At 69.8% G+C, this 19,893-nt stretch carries 17 protein-coding genes; 7 read left to right on the top strand and 10 right to left on the bottom strand.

The window, feature by feature from the left end; all coding sequences use genetic code 11:
- Nucleotides 1-13: 13 nt before the first annotated feature.
- From ABT053_RS36705 to ABT053_RS36690, 4 genes are read right to left on the bottom strand one after another with little or no spacing between them, the layout of a single operon-like run.
- The gene (locus ABT053_RS36705) at nt 14-1,579 is read right to left on the bottom strand and encodes a S41 family peptidase (RefSeq protein ID WP_350975605.1); all 1,566 of its coding nucleotides are present in this window, start codon (nt 1,577-1,579) and stop codon (nt 14-16) included.
- Nucleotides 1,576-2,637: an ABC-2 membrane transporter-related protein gene (locus ABT053_RS36700; RefSeq protein WP_350975603.1), complete on the bottom strand. Its 1,062-nt coding sequence runs from the start codon at nt 2,635-2,637 to the stop codon at nt 1,576-1,578. Before ABT053_RS36700 ends, ABT053_RS36705 begins: the two co-directional genes overlap by 4 nt.
- On the bottom strand, nt 2,634-3,524 hold the full coding sequence (locus ABT053_RS36695) for an ABC transporter ATP-binding protein (protein WP_350975601.1): 891 nt from the start codon (nt 3,522-3,524) through the stop codon (nt 2,634-2,636). Before ABT053_RS36695 ends, ABT053_RS36700 begins: the two co-directional genes overlap by 4 nt.
- Entirely contained in the window at nt 3,521-3,913 is a 393-nt protein-coding gene (locus ABT053_RS36690) for a GntR family transcriptional regulator (protein ID WP_329083425.1), read from the bottom strand. The genes ABT053_RS36695 and ABT053_RS36690 overlap by 4 nt, the downstream gene beginning before the upstream one ends.
- 216 nt (nt 3,914-4,129) lie before the next feature.
- On the opposite strand from ABT053_RS36690, the gene ABT053_RS36685 reads away from it, so the two are divergent.
- Nucleotides 4,130-5,110 (top strand): alpha/beta fold hydrolase, encoded by a 981-nt coding sequence (locus tag ABT053_RS36685; RefSeq protein ID WP_350975599.1) that lies wholly within the window; start codon nt 4,130-4,132, stop codon nt 5,108-5,110.
- Nucleotides 5,111-5,131: 21 nt separating this feature from the next.
- Here the strand turns inward: ABT053_RS36685 and ABT053_RS36680 are convergent, their stop codons facing one another.
- Genes ABT053_RS36680 through ABT053_RS36670 form a run of 3 tightly spaced genes read right to left on the bottom strand, consistent with a single transcriptional unit; the run spans nt 5,132 to nt 7,255 of the window.
- Complete coding sequence (locus ABT053_RS36680) at nt 5,132-5,680, bottom strand: ATP/GTP-binding protein (RefSeq protein ID WP_350975598.1); 549 nt, start codon at nt 5,678-5,680, stop codon at nt 5,132-5,134.
- 41 nt (nt 5,681-5,721) lie between these two features.
- Nucleotides 5,722-6,393, bottom strand: coding sequence for a PP2C family protein-serine/threonine phosphatase (locus tag ABT053_RS36675; protein ID WP_350975597.1), 672 nt, complete (start codon nt 6,391-6,393; stop codon nt 5,722-5,724).
- A gap of 49 nt (nt 6,394-6,442) precedes the next feature.
- The gene (locus ABT053_RS36670) at nt 6,443-7,255 is read right to left on the bottom strand and encodes a GntR family transcriptional regulator (RefSeq protein ID WP_350975595.1); all 813 of its coding nucleotides are present in this window, start codon (nt 7,253-7,255) and stop codon (nt 6,443-6,445) included.
- 268 nt (nt 7,256-7,523) lie between these two features.
- On the opposite strand from ABT053_RS36670, the gene ABT053_RS36665 reads away from it, so the two are divergent.
- Entirely contained in the window at nt 7,524-8,012 is a 489-nt protein-coding gene (locus ABT053_RS36665; protein ID WP_350975593.1) for an ATP-binding protein, read from the top strand.
- Nucleotides 8,013-8,412: 400 nt separating this feature from the next.
- Here the strand turns inward: ABT053_RS36665 and ABT053_RS36660 are convergent, their stop codons facing one another.
- Both ABT053_RS36660 and wecB read right to left on the bottom strand, forming a co-directional pair.
- The gene (locus ABT053_RS36660) at nt 8,413-10,473 is read right to left on the bottom strand and encodes a glycosyltransferase family protein (RefSeq protein WP_350975591.1); all 2,061 of its coding nucleotides are present in this window, start codon (nt 10,471-10,473) and stop codon (nt 8,413-8,415) included.
- 63 nt (nt 10,474-10,536) lie between these two features.
- Nucleotides 10,537-11,706, bottom strand: a complete 1,170-nt coding sequence (gene wecB / locus ABT053_RS36655; RefSeq protein WP_350975590.1) for a non-hydrolyzing UDP-N-acetylglucosamine 2-epimerase — start codon at nt 11,704-11,706, stop codon at nt 10,537-10,539.
- A 164-nt stretch (nt 11,707-11,870) separates the two neighbouring features.
- On the opposite strand from wecB, the gene ABT053_RS36650 reads away from it, so the two are divergent.
- From ABT053_RS36650 to ABT053_RS36630, 5 genes are all read left to right on the top strand, one after another.
- Nucleotides 11,871-13,967 carry a glycosyltransferase gene (locus ABT053_RS36650; RefSeq protein ID WP_350975588.1) on the top strand — a complete coding sequence of 699 codons (2,097 nt, stop codon included), beginning with the start codon at nt 11,871-11,873 and terminating at the stop codon, nt 13,965-13,967.
- A 129-nt stretch (nt 13,968-14,096) separates the two neighbouring features.
- The gene (locus ABT053_RS36645; RefSeq protein ID WP_350975586.1) at nt 14,097-15,362 is read left to right on the top strand and encodes a nucleotide sugar dehydrogenase; all 1,266 of its coding nucleotides are present in this window, start codon (nt 14,097-14,099) and stop codon (nt 15,360-15,362) included.
- A 19-nt stretch (nt 15,363-15,381) separates the two neighbouring features.
- Nucleotides 15,382-16,470 carry a glycosyltransferase gene (locus ABT053_RS36640; protein ID WP_350975584.1) on the top strand — a complete coding sequence of 363 codons (1,089 nt, stop codon included), beginning with the start codon at nt 15,382-15,384 and terminating at the stop codon, nt 16,468-16,470.
- A 105-nt stretch (nt 16,471-16,575) separates the two neighbouring features.
- Nucleotides 16,576-18,414 carry a DUF4434 domain-containing protein gene (locus tag ABT053_RS36635; RefSeq protein ID WP_350975582.1) on the top strand — a complete coding sequence of 613 codons (1,839 nt, stop codon included), beginning with the start codon at nt 16,576-16,578 and terminating at the stop codon, nt 18,412-18,414.
- Between the two features lie 19 nt (nt 18,415-18,433).
- Nucleotides 18,434-19,102: an NUDIX hydrolase gene (locus ABT053_RS36630; protein ID WP_350975580.1), complete on the top strand. Its 669-nt coding sequence runs from the start codon at nt 18,434-18,436 to the stop codon at nt 19,100-19,102.
- Nucleotides 19,103-19,178: 76 nt separating this feature from the next.
- On the opposite strand, the gene ABT053_RS36625 is transcribed toward ABT053_RS36630, so the two are convergent.
- Nucleotides 19,179-19,850 (bottom strand): Uma2 family endonuclease, encoded by a 672-nt coding sequence (locus ABT053_RS36625; RefSeq protein WP_350975578.1) that lies wholly within the window; start codon nt 19,848-19,850, stop codon nt 19,179-19,181.
- Nucleotides 19,851-19,893 lie beyond the last annotated feature (43 nt).

The following is a 19,893-nucleotide window of genomic DNA, read 5'->3' as shown; positions in this document are numbered from 1 at the left end:
GGGGGAGGTCCGTTCATTTGTGCAGCAGGGTCAGGGCCTTGGTCAGGGCGGGGTCGTATCCGGTGGCCGCGTCCTTGGGGGTCAGGGGCACGTGGTGATGGGGTGGTACGCCGATGCGGTCGATCACCTCGCGGTCGGGCCCCAGGTGGTGCCGGTCGGGGAAGCTCAGGAGGGTGTTGTTGGTGAGGAGGTAGGGCTGGGCCGGGCCGGAGATGAGCCCGGCGGTCCTGGTGCCCACCAGGGTGCCGGCGTGCAGGTCCTTGATCGCGGAGCTGAAGTGCTCACACGCTGAGGCGCAGCCGCGGTCGATGAGCACGACCAGTGGCAGGCCGAGCAATTCGACGGTGTCGTCGGTGGGTGAGGCCTCGCATCGGGCGTCGGCGGTGCACTGGTAGGCGGTGTTCTTGCCGTGGGCGAACGCGCTCAGGAGCCGGATCGCTTCGGTGGGGCTGCCGCCGCCGTTGCCGCGCAGGTCCAGCACGACCCCGGACAGCATCCGGCCGGTGCGCAGCCGGGAGACGGCCTTGAACACCCGGTTGGCGGAGTCGGGGGCGAACCCGCTCATCCGCACATAGGCCACGTCGTCATCCACCAGCTTCGACCGCACCACCTGCAGACTGGCCAGGTCGCGTTGGAACAGGCCGGGCTTAAGGGTGGCGTTCCAGCGGTGGCCGGTGCTCTGGCGCAGCAGCCGCAGCCGCACCGGCCGCGCTTCCGGGTACTGCGGGTAGAGGGCGGCGATCGCGGGGGTGGCCTTCCCGTCGATGAAGGGCGCCGAGTCGTTGACTGCTTCGATGATGTCGCCGGGGCGCAGTCCGGCGGTTTTCGCGGCGCCGCCGTGGACGGTGGTGACGAACAGCGGGGCAAGGGCGGTGCCGGGGTTGGTGTGGGCTTGGGGGCCGGTGATGTTCGCGGCAAGGCCCAGGCCGTAGCCGTCGTCGTCGTAGGAGTCGGGGTGGCGCTTGAGGTCGTGCGCCCAGCGGGCGTGGTTGTCGTCGAGGGCGGCCACGATGGCTTCAAGGGTGACGTCGGCCAACCGGTCGCGCAGGTCGGGGACCTGGTCGGTGACCTTTCGGTAGACGGCCTCGAAGGCGGCCCAGTCGGTTTTGCGGTCGCCGGTCAGCGCGGGCATGGTCGCCTCGGGCACGTCGCGACCTTCACGATTGAGCTCTTGGGTCAGGGCGACGAATCCGGCGTGTAGTAGGGCGCGGGCGTCCAGGGTGGCTCCGCTGTAGTAGGTGCCGAGGATGCAGAAGTAGGCCTGTTCGATGACGTCGATCGTGGTAGCCGTCTCGGCTTCGGGTGGTCCTTGGGGGCGGGCGCACACTGTTGCCCCGGCCGCACTCGCCTGGGCGCGTGGCGGTGTCGGTGCGGTGCAGGCCGCCGCCAGGAGAAGGGCGAGCCCGGCGACGGCAGCCTTGACGACGGCAGCCTTGACGACGGCGGTCTTGACGGTGGTGGTCTTGGCGGCGGTGGTCACGGCAGGCAGCCGCGGAGTCTTGGCGGCGGTCGTGACCAATGCCTTCGGGGTCTTGGCGGCGGTTGTGACTAACGTCTTCGGGGTCTTGGTGGTGGTCATGACAGGCGCCTTCGGACCCACCAGAAGCAGAACCAGGTGAGGCCGACAGTGAACAGGGCGTAGATGCCGGTCTCGATCCACTGGAAGGGCCAGAAGCGTTCCAGGGGCTGGTAGGTCGCCTGCTGCCGGTAACCCAGCCGGTTGACCTCGACCAGGCACCCGTCCATGCCCTGTCCCGCTCCCATCCCCGGCGGTGCGCACGGTCCCGACGTGGTGGAGGTCCTGACGGCGACGCCCGCCTCGCCGCTGCCGGGGAGCGTGCGCCCGGACGGATCGATGAAGTCGCTGGACAGGACCCAGGCGCCGGCCTGACCGGGAATAGCGGACTCCAACGTGACGTGCACGAACTGGTTTTCGTCCCGGTTCACGCTGATGCTGTCCACGTTCGCCCGGCCGAGCTCGAAGGTCCCGACGACCGGGGGCATCAGGTGGGGCCGGACGAGCAGCGGCATGGCGATCTGGATCGCGGCGAAGACGGCCAGGGTGAGGGCCATGGCGGGCAGCGTGCGACGCACCAGCATGCCGACGGTCACGCCGAGGACGAAGGCGAAGGCCGCGTACCCCATCGGGGCGATGCCGCGCGCGCCGAACACCAGGGGGGCCATCAGGGCCATATCCGTGTTGGCCGACTTGTCCAGTGGGGCGGACCACCAGGTCACCGCGAGGCCGCACAGGCAGGCGGCGGTGACGGCGACCAGGCCGGTGAGCCCGAGTTTGACCGCCAGCCAGCGGCCGCGGGTGACGCTCTGGTTCCACACCAGCAGGTGCGTGCCCGCCTCCAGTTCGCGGGTGATCAGCGGTGCCCCCCAGAAGAGCCCGACGAGGGCGGGCAGGAGCAGCACGAGGAGGCTGGCGGCTATGAAGGGCAGCTGGTACTCGTCGAAGAAGCGGTCGAAGAAGCGGTCGCAGGTGCCGTCCCGCGTACAGGCGGCGATTCCGGTGGAGTAACGGGAGGCCAGGTCAGGGCCGGTCAGGGCCAGGGTGGCGACGAGTGCGACGAGCAGGGCGGCCGTCATCGTGGCCGAGCCGCGGAACTGGCGCCAGGTCAGCCAGATCATCGTTGCGCCTCCAGAACGGCTCGCCGGTTCTCGGCGGTGTGCTTCTCCATGTAGGCCAGGACGAGGTCCTCCAAGCCGAGCCGGGTGACCGTCCAGGCGGGGTCGAGGATCGGGGCGTCGGTGCGGACCACGTACGTGCTCTGCCGCTCGGTGTGGCGCGCGAAGACCACGTGCTGGTCGGCGGGCAGGCGGTCGGGATCGCGGCGCGGGCCGGTGAGCCGGTGGTGGGTGTCCAACAGCTTGTCGACCTCCCCGGCGATCTGGACGCGGGAGTCGACCAGCACGACCAGGTAGTCACAGGTCCGTTCCAGGTCGGAGACCAGATGGGAGGAGAGCACGACGCTGAACTCGTGCTCGACGGTGGCCTCCATCAGCCCCTGCAGAAACTCGCGGCGGGCCAGTGGGTCCAGCGAGGCGACCGGTTCGTCCAGGATGAGCAGCTCGGGGCGTTTGGCCAGGCCGAGGGTGAGGGCGAGCTGGGCGCGCTGGCCGCCCGACAGCTTGCCCGCCCGCTGGGCAGGGACGAGGCCGAGCCGCGCGATACGCTCCCGTGCCATCGCGGCGTCCCAGCGGGGGTTGAGGCGAGCGCCCAGCCGCAGGTGTTCGGCGACGGTCAGTCCCGCGTAGACGGGGGTGTCCTGGGCGACGAACCCGACCCTGGCCAGCTGGGCGGGCGTGCCCCCGGGCCGCCCGCCCAGCACGGTGATGTCGCCCGCCGTCGGCTCCAGCTGGCCACCGGCCAGCTTCAGCAACGTGGTCTTACCGGCCCCGTTGGGGCCCACCAGCCCCACGACGTGGCCCGCCGGGATGTCGACGGTGCACTCGCGCAGCGCCCAGCGCCTGCCGTACCGCTTGCCCAGCGCCTGGGCCTGTAAGACGGTGGTCACGCTATTTCCTCCTGAGCGGTGGTCCGAAAGGTGGTCGTGAAGAGGGCCTCGATGCTCTCGTCGTCGAGACCGGCCCGGCGGGCCTTGGCCAGCCAGCGCTGCAGCTCCAGCCGCAGCGGGCCGTGCGCGGCCAGCGAGGTGTTGGTGAGGGTCGCCGTCACGAACGTCCCCACCCCCGGCCTGGCGGCGACCAGGCCCTCGTGTTCGAGCTCCCGGTAGGCCTTGAGGACGGTGTTGGGGTTGATCGCCAACTGCGCCACGGCCTCCTTGACGGTCGGCAGCTGGTCGCCCTCGCGCAGGAGGCCGAGCCGCAGCGCGTGCCGCACCTGCTGGACCAGCTGCATGTACGGCGAGACGCCGGACTTCGCATCCAGATGGAACTCGATCACCGGTTCCTCCATTTATCTACTGTCCTAGTACTTTAGATTATTACATGTATGGAACTTGTTAAGAAGACAAGCGGGAGCTCACCACGGAGCGCTTCGGCGGAGATCACCTCACGAGCCGAGGATTTTTGCCGAAGTGGCAACAGGATTCGCGGATCTTCAGGACACCACCCCACGATTAGGAGATGCGCTGGAGGAGCGCCTCGACTAAGGGGATTCATGTCGCGAGCAGTCAAGCCTGGAGGAACACACCGCCTGGTTCCCTCCCCGGCGGGCCGGACCCATCTGGTGGAGCAGGGCACTGGGTCGCTGGTGCTGCTGGTGCACGGGTTTCCGGAGTCCTGGTACTCCTGGCGTCACCAGTTGGCGGCACTGGCCGAGGCCGGATACCGGGCGGTGGCGGTGGACGTGCGCGGATACGGCCGTTCGTCCAAGCCCCACGGGGTGGCGGCCTACCGGATGCTGGAGTTGGTCGAGGACAACGTCGCGGTGGTGCACGCCCTCGGCGCGGAAACCGCGATCATCATCGGTCACGACTGGGGTTCGAGCATCGCCGCCAACAGCGCCCTGGTCCGGCCGGAGGTGTTCACCGCGGTCGGGTTGCTGAGCGTTCCCTACGCGCCTCGGGGCGGGCCCCGGCCCAGCGAGGTCTTCGCCCGGATGGGCGGCGAGGAGGAGTTCTATGTCAGCTACTTCCAGAAGCCCGGCCGGGCCGAGGCCGAGATCGAACCGGACGTCCGAGGCTGGCTGGCCGGGTTCTACGCCGCACTCTCCGGCGACACCATGCCCGCCCCCGGGATGCCCGACCCCCATTTCGCCACCCGTGGCGGCACGCTCCGCGAGCGGTTCCCCACCGGCCCGCTGCCGTTCTGGCTCACCCAGGACGACCTGGACGCCTACGCCGGAGAGTTCGAACGCACCGGCATGAGCACGGCACTCAACCGCTACCGGAACATGGACCGGGACTGGGAGGATCTGGCTCCCTGGGACGCGGCCCCCATTCTGGCGCCTTCGGTATTCATCGGCGGCGCCCTGGACGCCTCCACCACCTGGCTGACCGAAGCGATCGACGCCTACCCCGTCACCCTGCCCGGACTCGCCTCCTCCCACCTCCTGGACGGTTGCGGCCACTGGATCCAGCAGGAACGCGCTCACGAGGTCAATGAGATTCTGACCGGCTGGTTGGCCTCCTTGAGCTGAGAGGGGAAGGGCGCGCGGGTTTCAGGCGGTGAGTCGCGAGATCGACTCCCTGACCATGGCCACCCGGTCGGTCAGGCTCCCGGCCGGGATGTCGACGAGCTCGTAGCCGAACGCGCGATAGCTCTCCTCGTGCACGCGCTCGAACTCCAGCGAGTCCTCGAAACCTATCCGCCGGGCGGCGGTGGGCTCGCAGAACCCGAGGTTGCGAACGAAGAACACCTGGCGCTGGTAAATCCGCTCGCGCGTGATCCGGTCGATCTCGGCGGACAGCGACGTGGGGATCGGGTGTTCCAGATAGGTGCTGAGCGCATGGGTGCAGATCGGCGAGCGGTCGTAGACCTGGATGTGCGTGGCGGTGGTGAACGTCCGCGTCTGCCGCTGTCGCTGCAGGGCGACGATGTCGTCGATGAAGGACGGCCGGGACCACGGCTCTGCCTCTCCCCGCGCCTGCTCCAACGCGATGACCGCGGTCGCCGCCTCGTCGACGACGCCGTACCCGTGGGTTTCCAGAACCCGGAGAATCGACGTCTTCCCAGCACCGGGTGTGCCCGTGAGGATGTACCGCTTCACGGTTCGCTCTCCTTGATCCTTGGTACGTACGGCGAGAGCATCTAAGCGTTCCGCACGTCGATGACGATCACTGTGATGTTGTCGGGGCCGCCGTGGTCGATGGCCAGCGTGACGAGGCGATCGGCCGCTTTCTCCGGATCGTTCGACGAGCGCAGGGTGTCTCGGATGAGCTCACCGGGAACGGCCGAGCTCAGCCCGTCCGAGCACAGCAGGAACCGGTCCCCGGCGCGGAGTGCCCGGACGGTGAGGTCGGGGGAGCGGCCGTCGGCGCGGCCGTCGAGGAAGCGGGAGATGCGCCCGGCCAGGTTCGGCACGTCGCCGGCGTCGGCCACCAGGTTCCCGTAGGTGTGGTCCTCGGTGATCTGGATGATCGCTGATGCCCGTCCGGTGTCTCGCAGCAGGTAGGCGCGGGAGTCGCCCACGTTCGCCAGGACCGCTGTCGTCCCTGACCACAGCATCGCCACCAGCGTGGTGCCCATGCCCGCCCGTTCGGGTTCGGTTTCGATCCTGCGGTGCAGGGCCTGGTTGGCCGCATAGACCGCTCGCCCCAGAACAGTGGGCAGATCCGCCGGGTCGACCTGGCGGTCGTGGGGTCGCAGGGCTTCGATCACGGTGGTGCTGGCGACGTCGCCTGAGGTGTGACCGCCGAGACCGTCGGCGACGGCGAACAGGGAACGCCCCGAGAAGACGGCGTCCTCGTTACGCCGGCGCACGAGTCCGATGTGAGTGCGGGCAGCGGCTTCAACGATGAAGGGCATTCGCTCACTCACCCGTCTCTGTGCCGTCGGGCCACGGGGCTTTCGTGGATTCGTCGCGATGGAGAACGTGCACGGTTTCGACGCGGTCACTGGCCACGACGTACTCGGTCACCTCGATGGGTCGGCCATCGCCTCCCGAGGTGCCCACGCGCACGATTTCCAGTACGGGAAGGCTGGTGGGGATCTCCAGTAGACCGGCCTCGTCCTTGGTGGGCATCCGTGCTCTGTGGATCTCCATCCAGCTGATGGGCCAGTGACCGGCCCTCTCCAGCCGGTACAGCCAGTCACCCGGACCGGAAGCCTGGGCGTCGACCTCGGGCGCGCCGGTGACACCACGCGGATGGATCCACGAGATGTTGATCTGGAACGGTGGTTCCGACTCGGGACCGGTGACCCGGAACCGGCGCATCACCGGACTACCGGCCGGAACGCCGAGCAGTTTCGCGATTCGCGGGTCGGTCAGAGGCTCGACGGACGCGGTCGGCGGAATGTGGTGCTTCCAGACTTCCTGGGCGGAGGCCGAGGGGAAGGAGTAGCCGGGACCGTCGGTGGCGACGTTCCGTTTCACCAGGTTCCCGCGCGGTCTGCGCAGCCGCATCATGCCGTGCCGGACGATGATCCCGCGCCCCTGCACCGCCCAGACGAAGCCCTCAGATTCCAGCACCCCGATCGCGCGGCCGATCGTGTCCCGGTTCGCACCGTAGTGCGACGCGAAGTCGTCCAGACGCGGGAGCTTGGCTCCGGGCTCCCACTCGCCAGCCTCGATCCGGGTCCGGATCTGGGCGGCGAGATCAAGGTAACGCGAGTGCACGGCCATCACACGACTCTTCTTCCATCAGAAATTGTCTTGGGATAATTGACAGAGAACCGACGCGGGCTGAATATAGTCCCAAGACTATTTCCCTCAGAAGAGCTGGTTCACCCTGACAGGCCGACATGATCAGCGGCCGTACGGCGGCACGTACCAAACCCCTCCTGCGCATCTCAAAGGCGGACCCGTCCACGACGCCCGGACAGGTCCTCGATCGGATGGAGGTCCAATCCATGCGTGATGGTGGTTTCACACCGTTCGAGCCGGTGATCGCGTGAACGCGTACAACCAGGCTGCCTGCCGGTACGAGCGGCAGCGGACGGCCTCGGAGCGCTGGGCCGTACTGCACCCGCTGGGCCACGCCGAGTTCGCGGGAACCCCCTGCTCGGTCGCGACCGTACGCACCTGGGCGCGGCACCCCCTGAACGGGAGAGTCGCCGACACCGCCCTCGACGACGTGGTACTGCTGCTCAGCGAGGTCGTGACCAACTCCGTCGTCCACTCCGACTCCGGGCACACACCAGGAGGATCGGTGACGGTCTGCCTGGGAATCGGCGCCGGCATGGTGCACGCCGAGGTGATCGACGACGGCTCGGCGACCACCTTGCCGTTCGTCCGCGCGGCCGGACTCGACAGCGACGGCGGACGCGGCCTGCTCCTGGTGGAAGCAATGGCAGCCAGGTGGGGTGTCCACCACGACACCGAGGCGGGCACCGCCGTCTGGTTCCACCTGCCGACCGACGGCGTACTCAGGACCGCATGAACTTCGTACGGCGAGCGAGCCCCGGCGAGCGCCCCTGCGCTCCTTTCCGCGCTGGCGCTTCAGCTACGGCGCTCAACCGTCGAACGCCCCCGTACGGATTGCTTCAGCGTCAAAGAGCCCGATGGGTGGCCCGTCGCAAAGCAGCTACGGTCTGCGGGGCGTACGGCCGGACAGATCGTGTGCGGAGGTGGGTGGGTGTTCCGGGCGGCTTATAAAAATCCGCGACCAGCGCGCCCGCCAGGCCGGAGGCCTGACACACCGGAGCCGCCACCAACGACGGCCGCCCGGAGCACCCACCCACCGGAGCGCGAACCCACCTGACACGCCTGTCCTTGGCCGTCGTGTCCATGTCTCAGGAAAACCTTCGGGAACCGTCCCATCGAAGGGAACCGCCCCGACGTCAGATCATGACGTGCGCCTCGGGATGCCCGGCGAAGGAGAACTGGGCGTTGCGGGTGAGCTTGATGTCGTCGGCCTGCCAGGTGTGCATGGACTTGTCGCCGCTGCGCCAGTAGACGAAGTTGAAGCGGTCGGCGGAGTAGATCTTGACGCGGTCTTCCTTGAGGCGGCGGACCAGGCGGGTGTCCTCGCCGCGCGTGATGTCCTCGAAGCCGTAGTGGCGGAACATGTCGGCCTTGCCGAGGAAGGTGCCGCCCTGGACGAGGAAGGCGTAGCGGTGCTCCAGGCCGGGCAGGCGCAGCATGGTGGTGTTGCTGCCCTCGAAGTAGGCGTAGTGCGCGCCCTTGCCGACCAGCTCGGCATCGGAGTAGTCGAAGGAGCGGGCCAGGTCCGACAGGTAGTGCTCGCCGTACAGGTTGTCGTCGTCCATCTTGGCGATCAGCTCGCCCTCGGCCGCGGCGATGCCCATGTTGAGGCAGGCGCCCAGCGACAGCGACTCGTCGGCGGGCAGGACGACCACGTCGGTGATCCCGGCCATCCGGGCCTTGTCGGCGACGACGACGGGGTCGATGTCGAGGCCGTGCAGGACCATGACGAGCTGGACGGGCCGGTGGATCTGCCGGGCGACCGAGGAGATCGCGTGCTCGATCTGGGAGGCGCGGTTGGTGGGCAGGACCACGGAGATCGACCGGGTCCGCTTCCGCACCGGCTTGCCGAGGATCCCGAGGATCTGGTCCACCCGGTGCGAGAACAGGTGCTTGTCGAAGACCTCGCGCATGGCCAGGTGCCCCTGGCGGGCGCGCAGCTCGGGGCTGTTGATCAGGTGCAGGACCTGGTTGTACGACTCCAGCTCGTCGCGGGCGATCGGGATCAGCGACCCGAAGGTCTCCTCGATGGCCCGGGACCAGCCGGAGACCACCGACGTCGAGCAGGCCGACAGCTCGAAGACGCGGCGCGCGCACATGGTCGGCGAGTCGAGCACCGAGTTCACGTTGAGGAAGACCTTGTACATCTTGTACGCGGCCAGCATCCGGTCGTACGGGAGCTCGCCCACGATGTGCGGGACGTACTCCTTCGGCCAGGCGTACTTCGGGTCCACGGTGCCGTTGCGGGCGAAGATGTGCAGCCCGAGCTCGCGGATCGGGGCGATGACGGTTTCCATCTGCTCGCGGCGCTCGGGGTGCTTGTCCCGGAAGTACATGCCCGCGAAGACGACGTCGTTCACGCGCCCGCGCTTCTCCTGGATGGGGTTGTGCACCCGGGGCTGCGCGGCGAACTGCAGGACGTCGACCCGGTCGTGGCCCAGCACCTCGCGGTAGCGGGGGACCATGTCGCCGTCGCAGGTGAAGACGTAGTCGAACAGCTTGGCCGTGTCGATGAAGAAGTCGAAGTTCGGCGGGTCCTCCTTGTTCCAGAAGACCGTGGGGATCCCCTCGGCGCGGCACCAGTCGATCAGGGCGAGCAGCTCGGGCTTGGGAGCCTTCGTGCCGGTCATCTGGTAGCGCCAGCGGCCCTGGTTGCCGTGCCAGGCCGACTCCACGAACAGCATCTCGGGACGGCGCTCGGCGAAGATCTGCGGCCAGTCGCGGAGCCCGAACTCGATCTGGTCCCACTCGTATTTGAACGCCATCCGGGAGAAGTCGTCCAGGATGACCGCGACCTTCATGTCGGGGCGGACGATAGGACCGGCGGGCCACTTGACCTGCGGGACGTCGACCACGGGCCCCTGGTTCTTGAGCTCCTCGACCACCTCGGCCACCGGGCGGGGCGGCTTGGGCCCCTTGCGGGCCTGCATCGCCGAGCGCAGCCTTCCCGGCAGCGCGGTGACCCCAGGAGCACCCTTGGCCGCCGTCAGCGCCTCGGCCACCCGGTAGGGGCGCTGCACCTTGGTGGACTCCAGCTTCCACTGCGCGTAGTCGGCCCGCGCCTCGGCGATGGCGAGCCGCCGCTCCAGATCCTGGACGCGCTCCTCAAGGCGTTCGACGACCTTGCGCTCCTCGGGCAGCCAGTTGATCGGCCCGAGACGCTGGAACTTCGGCTCTTCTGGGGTCTCATCGCTCATGGGGAATCGCCTTTGTCAGGGGTCGTGCCAGCGTACGACCATAGCCGTACCGAAATAGTCGTTTTAAAGGGATTTGGGCGGTACGGATTGCCCGGCCGGTGAGAGGTTGCCGCCGCGCAGCCAGCTCTCGATCACCCGGGCGACCCGGGGACCGGCCTTTCCGTCCCAGAGCGGGGGCAGCTCGCCCGACGGCGTCGCCGCGCCGTCCGCCAGTGCCCGGTCGGCGGCGGCGGCCAGCTGCGCGGGGGTGACGAGCCGGTTGGTGCCGTGCGTGATGGTGATCGGCCGCTCGGTGTTGGGCCGCACCGTGAGGCACGGGACGCCCAGCATGGTCGTCTCCTCCTGCACGCCGCCGGAGTCGGTGACGACCAGCGTCGCGCCGCGCACCAGGGACAGGAACTCCACGTAGCCCAGCGGGTCGACGATGAGGAGCTTCTCCCCGTTCACCAGTCCGGCCTCCGCCAGACGGGTCCGGCCGCGCGGGTGCAGCGGCACCACGACCGGGAGACGCTCGCTCACCGACAGTACGGCGTCGACCAGCTCCTTGGCGGAGGCCGGGTCGTCGACGTTGCCGGGACGGTGCAGGGTGGCCACCGCGTACCGCTCGGGAAGGCCGAGCCGGGAGCGCACCGGCGCGGGGTCGAGGTGGTCGAGCGCGGAGAACAGGCTGTCGATCATCGGGTTGCCGACGAGGTGCACCCGGGCCGGGTCGATGCCCTCGGCGGCCAGGTGGGAGAGCGCGTCCGGCGAGGTGGCGAAGAGGATGTCGGACAGGCCGTCGGTGACGATCCGGTTGACCTCCTCGGGCATCTCCCGGTCGAACGAACGCAGCCCCGCCTCCACGTGCGCGGTCGGCACGTTGAGCTTGGCGCAGACGAGGATCGCGGCCAGCGTCGAGTTCACGTCGCCGTAGACGACGACCAGGGTGGGACGGTGTTCGAGCACCACGTCCTCCAGGCCGACCAGCAGGGCCGCCGTCTGGCGGGCGTGCGAGCCGGAACCGACGCCGAGGTTGGCGATCGGGTCGGGGAGACCGAGGTCGGCGAAGAAGACGTCCGACATGAGCGCGTCGTAGTGCTGACCGGTGTGGACGATGCCCTGCCGCACCCCGAGCTCGGCGAGGGCGCGCACCACGGGCGCGGCCTTCACGAAGTTGGGGCGCGCGCCGAGCACGTGCAGGACGAGGGGATTATCGGGGCCCTGAGCAGCGCCCGGACGGGCAAAGTCCCTCATTGACCTCGCCTTTCATGCGGCAGTGGGGCAAACGTTGCCTATGGTACGGTCACGGCGTGGTATCCGATGCCAACAGGCCAGACTCCCCCTCGGTTCCAGCGAAGGTTCCGGCGAAGCCCCCGGGTCCGGCGACATCCTCGGCACCGGCGACACCCTCCCTCCCGGTGACGCCTCCGGCCGTTGAGACCCCGGCCGCCAAGGAGACCCCCGCCGAGCCCTCCGCTCCGGTGACGCCTCCGGCGGCCGAGGCTCCCGACGAGACCTCGGCTTCGGTGACGCCCCCGCCCGCCGTGGACACGCCCACGGAGCCGCCGCCCCCGCCGAGCGCGGAGACGCCCCCGGCCGTGGACACGACTCCGGCCCCGGCCCCGGCCGTGGACGCGGTCGAGAAGCCGGACGCGGTCCAGAGCCCAGACCCCGCAGCCCCTGTGGCGCCCGCCGCGCAGACGCCCCAGGACGCGCCCCCGGTCTCCGAGGTGCCCCCGGTCTCCGACATGCCCACGGTCCCGGCGAGGCCCTCGGACGAGGACGAGGAGAAGGTCCCCGCGTCGCTCCCGGCGTCCTCGGTCGCCCCGACGTCCCCGGACTCTCCGGACTCCGCGACGCCCCCGGGCTCCACCCCCACCCCGGTGGCGGCGAAGTCGGCCCGAGCCGGACTGCGCGGGCTGATCAAGGGATTCGTCCAGCACCCGGTCATCGTCTCCCGCGTCGTGGTGACCAAGGTGAAGTCCGACCCGGTACGCGTGGCGCAGGCGGCGGCCGAGACGCTCCCGCCGAGTGTCCGCCCCGTCGTGGGCCGGTTCGCCTGGCCCGTCGCGCGCCGCGCCAAGATCGTCGTACGCAAGCTCGGCATGCGCCTGGTGAAGGGCCCGTGGAGCGAGGCGAAGGAGCACTTCGACTCCGGCCGGATGAGCGAGGCCGCGGCGGTGCTGCAGGCCCACACGCGCTATCCCTTCATCAAGCGCCGGTACGCCTACTACGCCGGAGAGCTGGCCGCGATCCAGCCGAACCCGATCCCGCCCAAGGCGAAGGTGATCGTGGGCGAGCGGTTCCCCGGCCGGGTGCTGCACTGCGTGACCAACGCGCTGCCGTACACGCAGGCCGGGTACACCGTCCGCACGCACCGCATCGTCACCTCGCAGAAGGCCGCCGGGCTCGACCCGCACGTCGTGACCAGCTGGGGCTGGCCGATGATGCAGGGGCACGCCGACGCGACGCCGTACGAGGAGATCGACGGGATCCCCTACCACCGGCTGATCCCGAGCGGCGAGGTGCCGTTCGAGAGCCAGGGGCGGATGATCCGCGGCGCCGGAGAGGTGACCGAGCTGGTCAGGACCCTGCGGCCGCAGGTGCTGCACGCCGCGACCGACCACCGCAACGGGTCGGTGGCGCTGGCGGTGCGCGAGCGCACCGGCACGCCGATGGTCTACGAGGTGCGGGGCTTCCTGGAGGAGACCTGGGCCTCCCGCGACCCCAAGCGCATCGGCAGCCAGCGGCACGTGCTCCAGCGCGACCGCGAGGCGTTCATCATGCGCTCCGCCGACGCCGTGGTCACCCTCGCGGAGACCATGGCCACCGAGATCGTCGAACGCGGGGTGCCGAGGGAGAGGATCTATCTCGCGCCGAACGCGGTGGACGACGCGCTGCTCAGCGCCGAGTACGACGGCGCGGCCTTCCGCGCCGCGTACGGCATCGAGCCCGGCGAGATCGTGATGGGCTCGGTGTCGAGCATCGTGGCCTACGAGGGCTTCGCCACCATGATCAACGCGGCCGCGCTGCTGCGGGACGAGGGCGCGCCGGTCAGGGTGCTGCTCGTCGGCGACGGCGTGGAGCGGGCGGCGCTGCTCGAACAGGTCGAGGAGCTGGGGCTGGGCGACATCGCGATCCTGCCGGGACGGGTCGGTCCCGACGAGGCCCTGCAGGCGCAGGCGGCGATCGACATCTTCGTCTGCCCCCGCGAGGACCTGCGCGTCTGCAGACTCGTTACGCCATTGAAACCCGTCGAGGCGATGGCCCTCGGCAAGCCGGTCGTGCTGAGCGACCTGCCCGCCCTCTCCGAGCTCGTGGGTTCCGAGGGAGCCGGGCTCCTGGTGCCCGCGGGAGACCCCGAGGCGCTCGCCAAGGCGATCGCCGGGCTGCGTGACGATCCGGAGCGAAGGGCCGAGATGGGTGAGGCTGGACGGGCCGAGGTGGCGGCGAAGCGTACGTGGAGCCGCATCGCGGAGACTTACCGTGATATTTACCGATCGATTGCTGGTTGATGGTCTCGTGTTGGTAACGGGGATCCCAGCCGTTTGCGATGCGTTCAATCGCATTAGGCGTAGCTCGTTCGGACTTGAGATAGCCTTTGCGACCATGAAGTGTTGTTTCCGGCGTTCCAAGGTCATCCAGTGACTGCCTACGACCTGGCCATCATCGGTCTGGGCTACGTCGGCATGCCCCTGGCCAAGGAGGCCACGGCCGCTGGTCTGCGGGTCGTCGGCTTCGAGGTCGACGCCGCGAAGGTCGAGGCCCTCAACGCGGGCTCGTCCTACATCGACGACCTGACCGACGCCGACCTTGAGCACATGCTGGCGGGGGGCTTCACCGCCACGCTGGACGAATCGGTCCTGGCCGACAGCCGGACCGTCGTCATCTGCGTGCCGACCCCGCTGGACGAGGACCACCGCCCCGACCTGTCTGCGGTCGAGGGTGCGACCGGCACCGTCGCCCGCAACCTGCGGGCCGGCGCGCTGGTGGTCCTGGAGTCCACCACCTGGCCCGGCACCACCGACGAGGTCGCCCGCCCCATCCTGGAGAAGGGCTCGGGCCTCACCGCGGGCACCGACTTCCACCTCGCCTTCTCGCCCGAGCGCATCGACCCGGGCAACCCCAAGTACGGCCTGCGCAACACCCCGAAGGTCGTCGGCGGCTACACCCCGGCCTGCAAGGACCGCGCGGTCGGGTTCTACTCCCAGTTCATCGAGCAGGTCGTGCCGGTGAGCGGCACCCGCGAGGCCGAGATGGCCAAGCTCCTGGAGAACACCTACCGCCACGTCAACATCGCCCTCGTCAACGAGATGGCGATCTTCTGCGACGAGCTCGGTGTCGACCTGTGGGAGTCGATCGAGGCCGCGGCCACCAAGCCGTTCGGGTTCCAGAAGTTCCTCCCCGGGCCGGGCGTCGGCGGGCACTGCATCCCCGTCGACCCGTCCTACCTCTCCTACACGGTGCGCAAGCTGGGCTACCCGTTCCGCTTCGTCGAGCTGGCCCAGGAGATCAACGAGCGGATGCCGTCGTACGTGGTCGCCCGCGTGCAGCGCCTGCTCAACCGGCAGAAGAAGCCCGTGAACGGCTCCCGGGTGCTGCTGCTCGGTGTCACGTACAAGCCCGACATCGCCGACGAGCGCGAGACCCCGGCCCTGCCGGTCGCGCGGGCGCTGCTGGAGCTGGGCGCGGAGCTCGTCTTCGCCGACCCGTACGTCAAGGAGTGGCGCGTCGACGACGTCGAGGTGCCGCGTGAGGAAGACCTCGCCAAGGCAGTGGCCGAAGCCGACGTGACGCTGCTGCTGCAGCAGCACGCCGCCTTCGACCTGTCGGTCGTCGAGGACCAAGGCAAGCTCGTGCTCGACACCCGAGGCGTGCTCGCCGAGGGTGAACGCGTCGAGCGGCTCTAGCGACGGAGGGCTGCGCGCAGTGCACGTGCTCGTCATGACGGTGGTGCATCACCCCGAGGACGCCCGGATCCTGCACCGGCAGATCCGCGCGCTCGTGGACGCCGGTCATGAGGTCACGTACGCGGCCCCGTACACGGCGCGGGGCGTGATGGCCCGCTCCTGGGTCAACGGCGTCGACCTCCCCCGCGCCGCAGAGCGCAAGCGGTTCGCGGCCGTGCGCGCCGCGCGCAAGGTGTTCAAGCGCATGCGCGGGCAGGTCGACCTCGTGGTCATCCACGACCCGGAGCTGCTGCTCGCGGTGGTGGGCATGCGCAAGCGGCCCCCGGTGGTCTGGGACGTCCACGAGGACACCCCGGCGACGCTGTCGCTGAAGCCCTGGCTGCCCGCGTTCCTGCGCCCGCCGGTGCGGTTCCTGGCCCGCATGCTCGAAGGCACGGCCGAGCGGCACCTGCACCTGCTGCTCGCCGAGACCGCCTACGCCGGGCGGTTCCGCCAGGCCCACCTGGTGGTGCCCAACGAGACCTGGGTGCCCGACGAGGTGACCCCGCCCGGTGACGACCGCGTCGTCTACCTCGGCTGGCTGTCGGGGGCGCGCGGGGTGCGCGAGGCCATCGAGGTGGCCCGGCTGCTGCAGCCGTACCGGGTGGCGGTCGAGCTGATCGGCTACGCCGACCCGCAGTCGCGGCCGACGCTGAACGAGGCGGTCGCGGAGGGCGTGCTGGAGTGGCGCGACTTCATGCCGAACGACGAGGCGCTCAAGCGGCTCGACGGCGCGCTCGCGGGGCTCTCCCTGCTGCACGACGAGCCCAACTACCGGCACTCCATGCCCACGAAGATCGTGGAGTACATGGCGCACGGCATCCCGGTGATCACCACTCCCTCGCCCCGCGCGGTGGAGCTGGTCGAACGCTACGACAGCGGCATCGTCGTGCCCTGGCAGGATCCCAAGGCCGTGGCCCAGGCGGTGCTCTTCCTGCGAGACGACGCCAGGGAGCGGTATGGCCGGGGCGCCCGAGGGTATGCGGCGGCTCGTGCGAACCACCACTGGCCCAACTCGGCCCGTCGCTTCGTCTCCCAGCTGGAGGCGTGGGCGGGCGTCAAGAGCTGATCTCCGGTACGGCGGGGACCGCGGTGCCCGCCAGGCTCCTCGCGCTCCCGGTGCCCGCCCGGCTCCTTATGTCTGCCTGATCACAAGAACGGTAGTGTCCTGAACGTGCGCTGGCTCATCGCTTTCCTGGGCGTGGCGATCCTCGCAGGGGTGGCGGCGTTCGTGGTCACGACCCCCGCGGGGAACGGCTCCCCGACGGCGGGAAGCCCGTCGCCCTCGCCCTCCCCTTCCCCGGCCCCCTCCTCGGCCGCCGCCTCGGTCCCGGTGCCGGAGGTGGCCGAGTTCACCGACCCGTGTGGAACGTTCGACACCACGATGCGCTGGCCGTACGCCATCACCGGCTACTGGCTGATCCCGACCGCCGACCACTGCACCTGGCGCCGGCAGTTCGGCGCCATCCACGAGGTGGGCGGCGACACGGTGATCCGGATCGGCTGGGGCCTGCAGGCGCGCAACCTCGACGACGACGGCCGGGTCCTCGACGGCGACGGGAACGTCGACGCCCGCTACGAGCCGTGCGAGGAGGACGGGGTGCCGTGCGCGCTGGCGGCGGAGAACGACCTCAAGGCCGCCAACCCCGGCAACCGGGTGAGCTGGACGTTCGTCTACCGCACCGACGAGGCGTTCGGCCCCGACCTGTTCCGCTGCCCCGAGTTCGAGCGGAAGATCGTCACGGAGAAGACCGTCTTCTACCGGATCGTCGCCACCGACGACGGCACCGACGACGCGAGCTGCACGAACATCCGGGCCAAGGGACGCGGCTACCACGTGATCCTGGTCGCCGCCGCGCACGACGACAGCCTCACCGAGCTGCTCGACCTCGGCGACCGGTTCGGCGTGAAGGTCTACCCCGCGCTGCCGCTCGCCCCCCGCGACCCGGCGCAGAAGACCCGGGCCGCCAAGCAGGGCACGGACACGCTCACCACGCTCACCCGGCGGATCATGCAGGACTACGGGGCCCGCTTCCAGGACCGGGAGTCGCTGGGCGGTTTCTACCAGCCGTTCGAGCTGCAGATGCGCGAGATGAAGTACATCGGCGACTCCGACGACGACCATCCGACGCTCAGGGTCTACGCCTCGCAGCACGAGATCGTCGAGCAGGAGATGCCCGGCAGGCCCGTCCTCGTCAGCCCCTACCTCGACGCCCGCAAGGAGCGGCCGTTCAGCGCCACCCCCAAGCAGGTCGCCAAGGGCTTCGAGGCCCTCGTCAGGACCGGCGTCGGGATCATCGCCCCGCAGGACAGCCGGGGTACGGGCAAGGTCGGGCTGTTCTGGCCCGACCAGCGCGAGGACGAGGTCGACGAGCGGCTGCGCCCGGCCGTCGAGGAGAAGACCAACGGCGACGCGTACCACGGCTCGACCCGCGACTACTACCGCGAGATGTCGCTGGCCAGGACGAGGATGGTCGAGCAGGGCTTCGACGTGCAGCTCTGGGCCAACGTCGAGGCCTTCGAGCCGTCCGGCGAGGAGCGGTGCGCGGCGGGGTCCGACCGGGGACGCACCGACAAGGAGCGGCTCGACACGGCCGTGGCACTGGTCGGGCGCTACGTCTCCAAGATCGTCTCCTACATGTGGAGCGACTTCTACACCTGCGGCTCCCCGTCCCTCGCCGAGGAGATCGCCCGCGACCACGACCGGCCCATCGCGGCCGACGCGATCCGCATGCAGCGCGACATCCAGGACGGCATGGAGATCCGCGGTTACAACATCCCCATGGGCTCCAAGGTCACGCTCACCTGGAAGGGCCAGGAGGAGCCCCACATCGTCGACGTGGCCGGGGTGAACCTGACCGAGCCGCCGCCCGACCTGCCGGTGCGGATGAGCACGGCGTGGATCCCGTTCGACTGGTCCAGGGTGCCGGACGACGCCTGGGTCCAGGTCTCGGTCGCGGCGGCCGACGGACGCGCCGCCACCGAGCCGCTGCACGTCCGCGTGCGGGTCTGACCGGTGTAACGTGCCTGCCATGGTGCCGCGCATTCCCGTCAGCGTGGACCTCGTCGTCCTCACGGTGCGCCGCCAGGTGCTGAGCGCGCTCGTCTGGCGGCGCGACAATCCGCCGTACGAGGGACGCTGGGCCCTGTCAGGCGGGTTCATCCAGCTCGACGAGGACCTGCCCGCCGCCGCGGCCCGGGTCCTCGCGGAACGCGCGGGCCTGCCGGGCGCCCCCGTGCACCTGGAGCAGCTGCAGACCTACGGCTACCCCGACCGCGACCCGCGCCAGCGCGTGCTGAGCGTGGCCTACCTCGGCCTCGCCCCGCACCTGCCGACCTCCACCGAGGTGCACATGAGCTGGCAGCCGGTCACCGCGCTGCTGTGCGAGATGGCCTTCGACCACCGGCGCATCATGGTCGACGGGATCGAGCGGGCCCGCGCCAAGCTGGAGTACACCCCGCTGGGCGCGGCCTTCTGCCCGCCGGAGTTCACCGTCGCCGAGCTGCGCCGGGTCTACGAGATCGTCTGGGGCCGCGCCCTCGACCCGCGCAACTTCCACCGCAAGGTCACCAAGGCCGAGGGCTTCCTGGTGCCGACCGGCGGCACCACCACCCGCGACGGCGGCCGCCCCGCCAAGCTCTACCGCCGCGGCCCCGCGGTGGCGCTGCACCCCCCGATGCTCCGCTCCCTGAAGGAATGACCGGAGCCCCGCTTGTCGTGAGCCGTGGGGTCTGCCGCCGATCGGAGCTCGTCCCAGAGGCGTCTCGGAGCTCGTCTCAGAGGTCGTCGATCTCCGTCAGGTCGACGTCGACGTCGAACGGGACGCTGAGCTTCAGCCGGTCGTGGTGGATCCCCATGAGCGCGTAGGCCTTGGTGGCCGGGTCCAGCTCGTAGACGTAGACGACCGGGCGGTCGTCCTTCTCCTCGATCCGCCAGAAGTGGTCGATGCCCGCCTGGGCGTACAGGACGGGCTTGCGCTCCCGGTCACGGACCTCCGACTCGGCGGAGACGACCTCGACGGCGAGGACGACGTCGGCGGGTTGGTAGGTGGTCTGCTTCATCCCCAGGTCGCCGTCGGCCCGGACGACCACGAGATCGGGCTCGGGGCGCTGGCGATTGCCGAGCGTCACCGTCATCTCCCTGCGAACGCGCAGGCCGGCCGGGAGGGCTCGGCGCAGGGTGGTCTCCAGGAGAAACATGATGAGTGAGTGGAAACGGGTCTGGGGGCTCACGAAGACGAGAGAGCCATCGATGAGTTCCGTGTGTGGAGGGATCCCTCGAAGTCGGTCGAGGTCCGCGGCCGAGAAGCCCTCTTTGGGGGGAAACACCCAACTGGGCAGCGGCTCCAGCTCGGGCGACCCCGTCTCGTCCGCCTCGGCGTTCGGCGCCTCAGCGCTCGGCCTCTCGGCCAGCGGTGCGATGCTCATGTCGTCCTTCCGGTCGGGCATGCCTCTCACCTCCGGTGTTACAGGATGCCCCATCCGCCCGCTG

It is taken from the genome of Streptosporangium sp. NPDC002524, assembly GCF_040295985.1.
GTDB lineage: Bacteria > Actinomycetota > Actinomycetes > Streptosporangiales > Streptosporangiaceae > Streptosporangium.
This window is presented reverse-complemented; position numbering and strand designations above follow the sequence as displayed.

Bases quoted from the DNA above. Each gene is read 5' to 3' on its own strand.
- ABT053_RS36705 (WP_350975605.1), bottom strand. From the start codon at position 1,579: ATGACCACCACCAAGACCCCGAAGACGTTAGTCACAACCGCCGCCAAG.
- ABT053_RS36700 (WP_350975603.1), bottom strand. From the start codon at position 2,637: ATGATCTGGCTGACCTGGCGCCAGTTCCGCGGCTCGGCCACGATGACG.
- ABT053_RS36685 (WP_350975599.1), top strand. From the start codon at position 4,130: ATGTCGCGAGCAGTCAAGCCTGGAGGAACACACCGCCTGGTTCCCTCC.
- ABT053_RS36670 (WP_350975595.1), bottom strand. From the start codon at position 7,255: ATGGCCGTGCACTCGCGTTACCTTGATCTCGCCGCCCAGATCCGGACC.
- ABT053_RS36660 (WP_350975591.1), bottom strand. From the start codon at position 10,473: ATGAGCGATGAGACCCCAGAAGAGCCGAAGTTCCAGCGTCTCGGGCCG.
- wecB (WP_350975590.1), bottom strand. From the start codon at position 11,706: ATGAGGGACTTTGCCCGTCCGGGCGCTGCTCAGGGCCCCGATAATCCC.
- ABT053_RS36630 (WP_350975580.1), top strand. From the start codon at position 18,434: ATGGTGCCGCGCATTCCCGTCAGCGTGGACCTCGTCGTCCTCACGGTG.
- ABT053_RS36625 (WP_350975578.1), bottom strand. From the start codon at position 19,850: ATGCCCGACCGGAAGGACGACATGAGCATCGCACCGCTGGCCGAGAGG.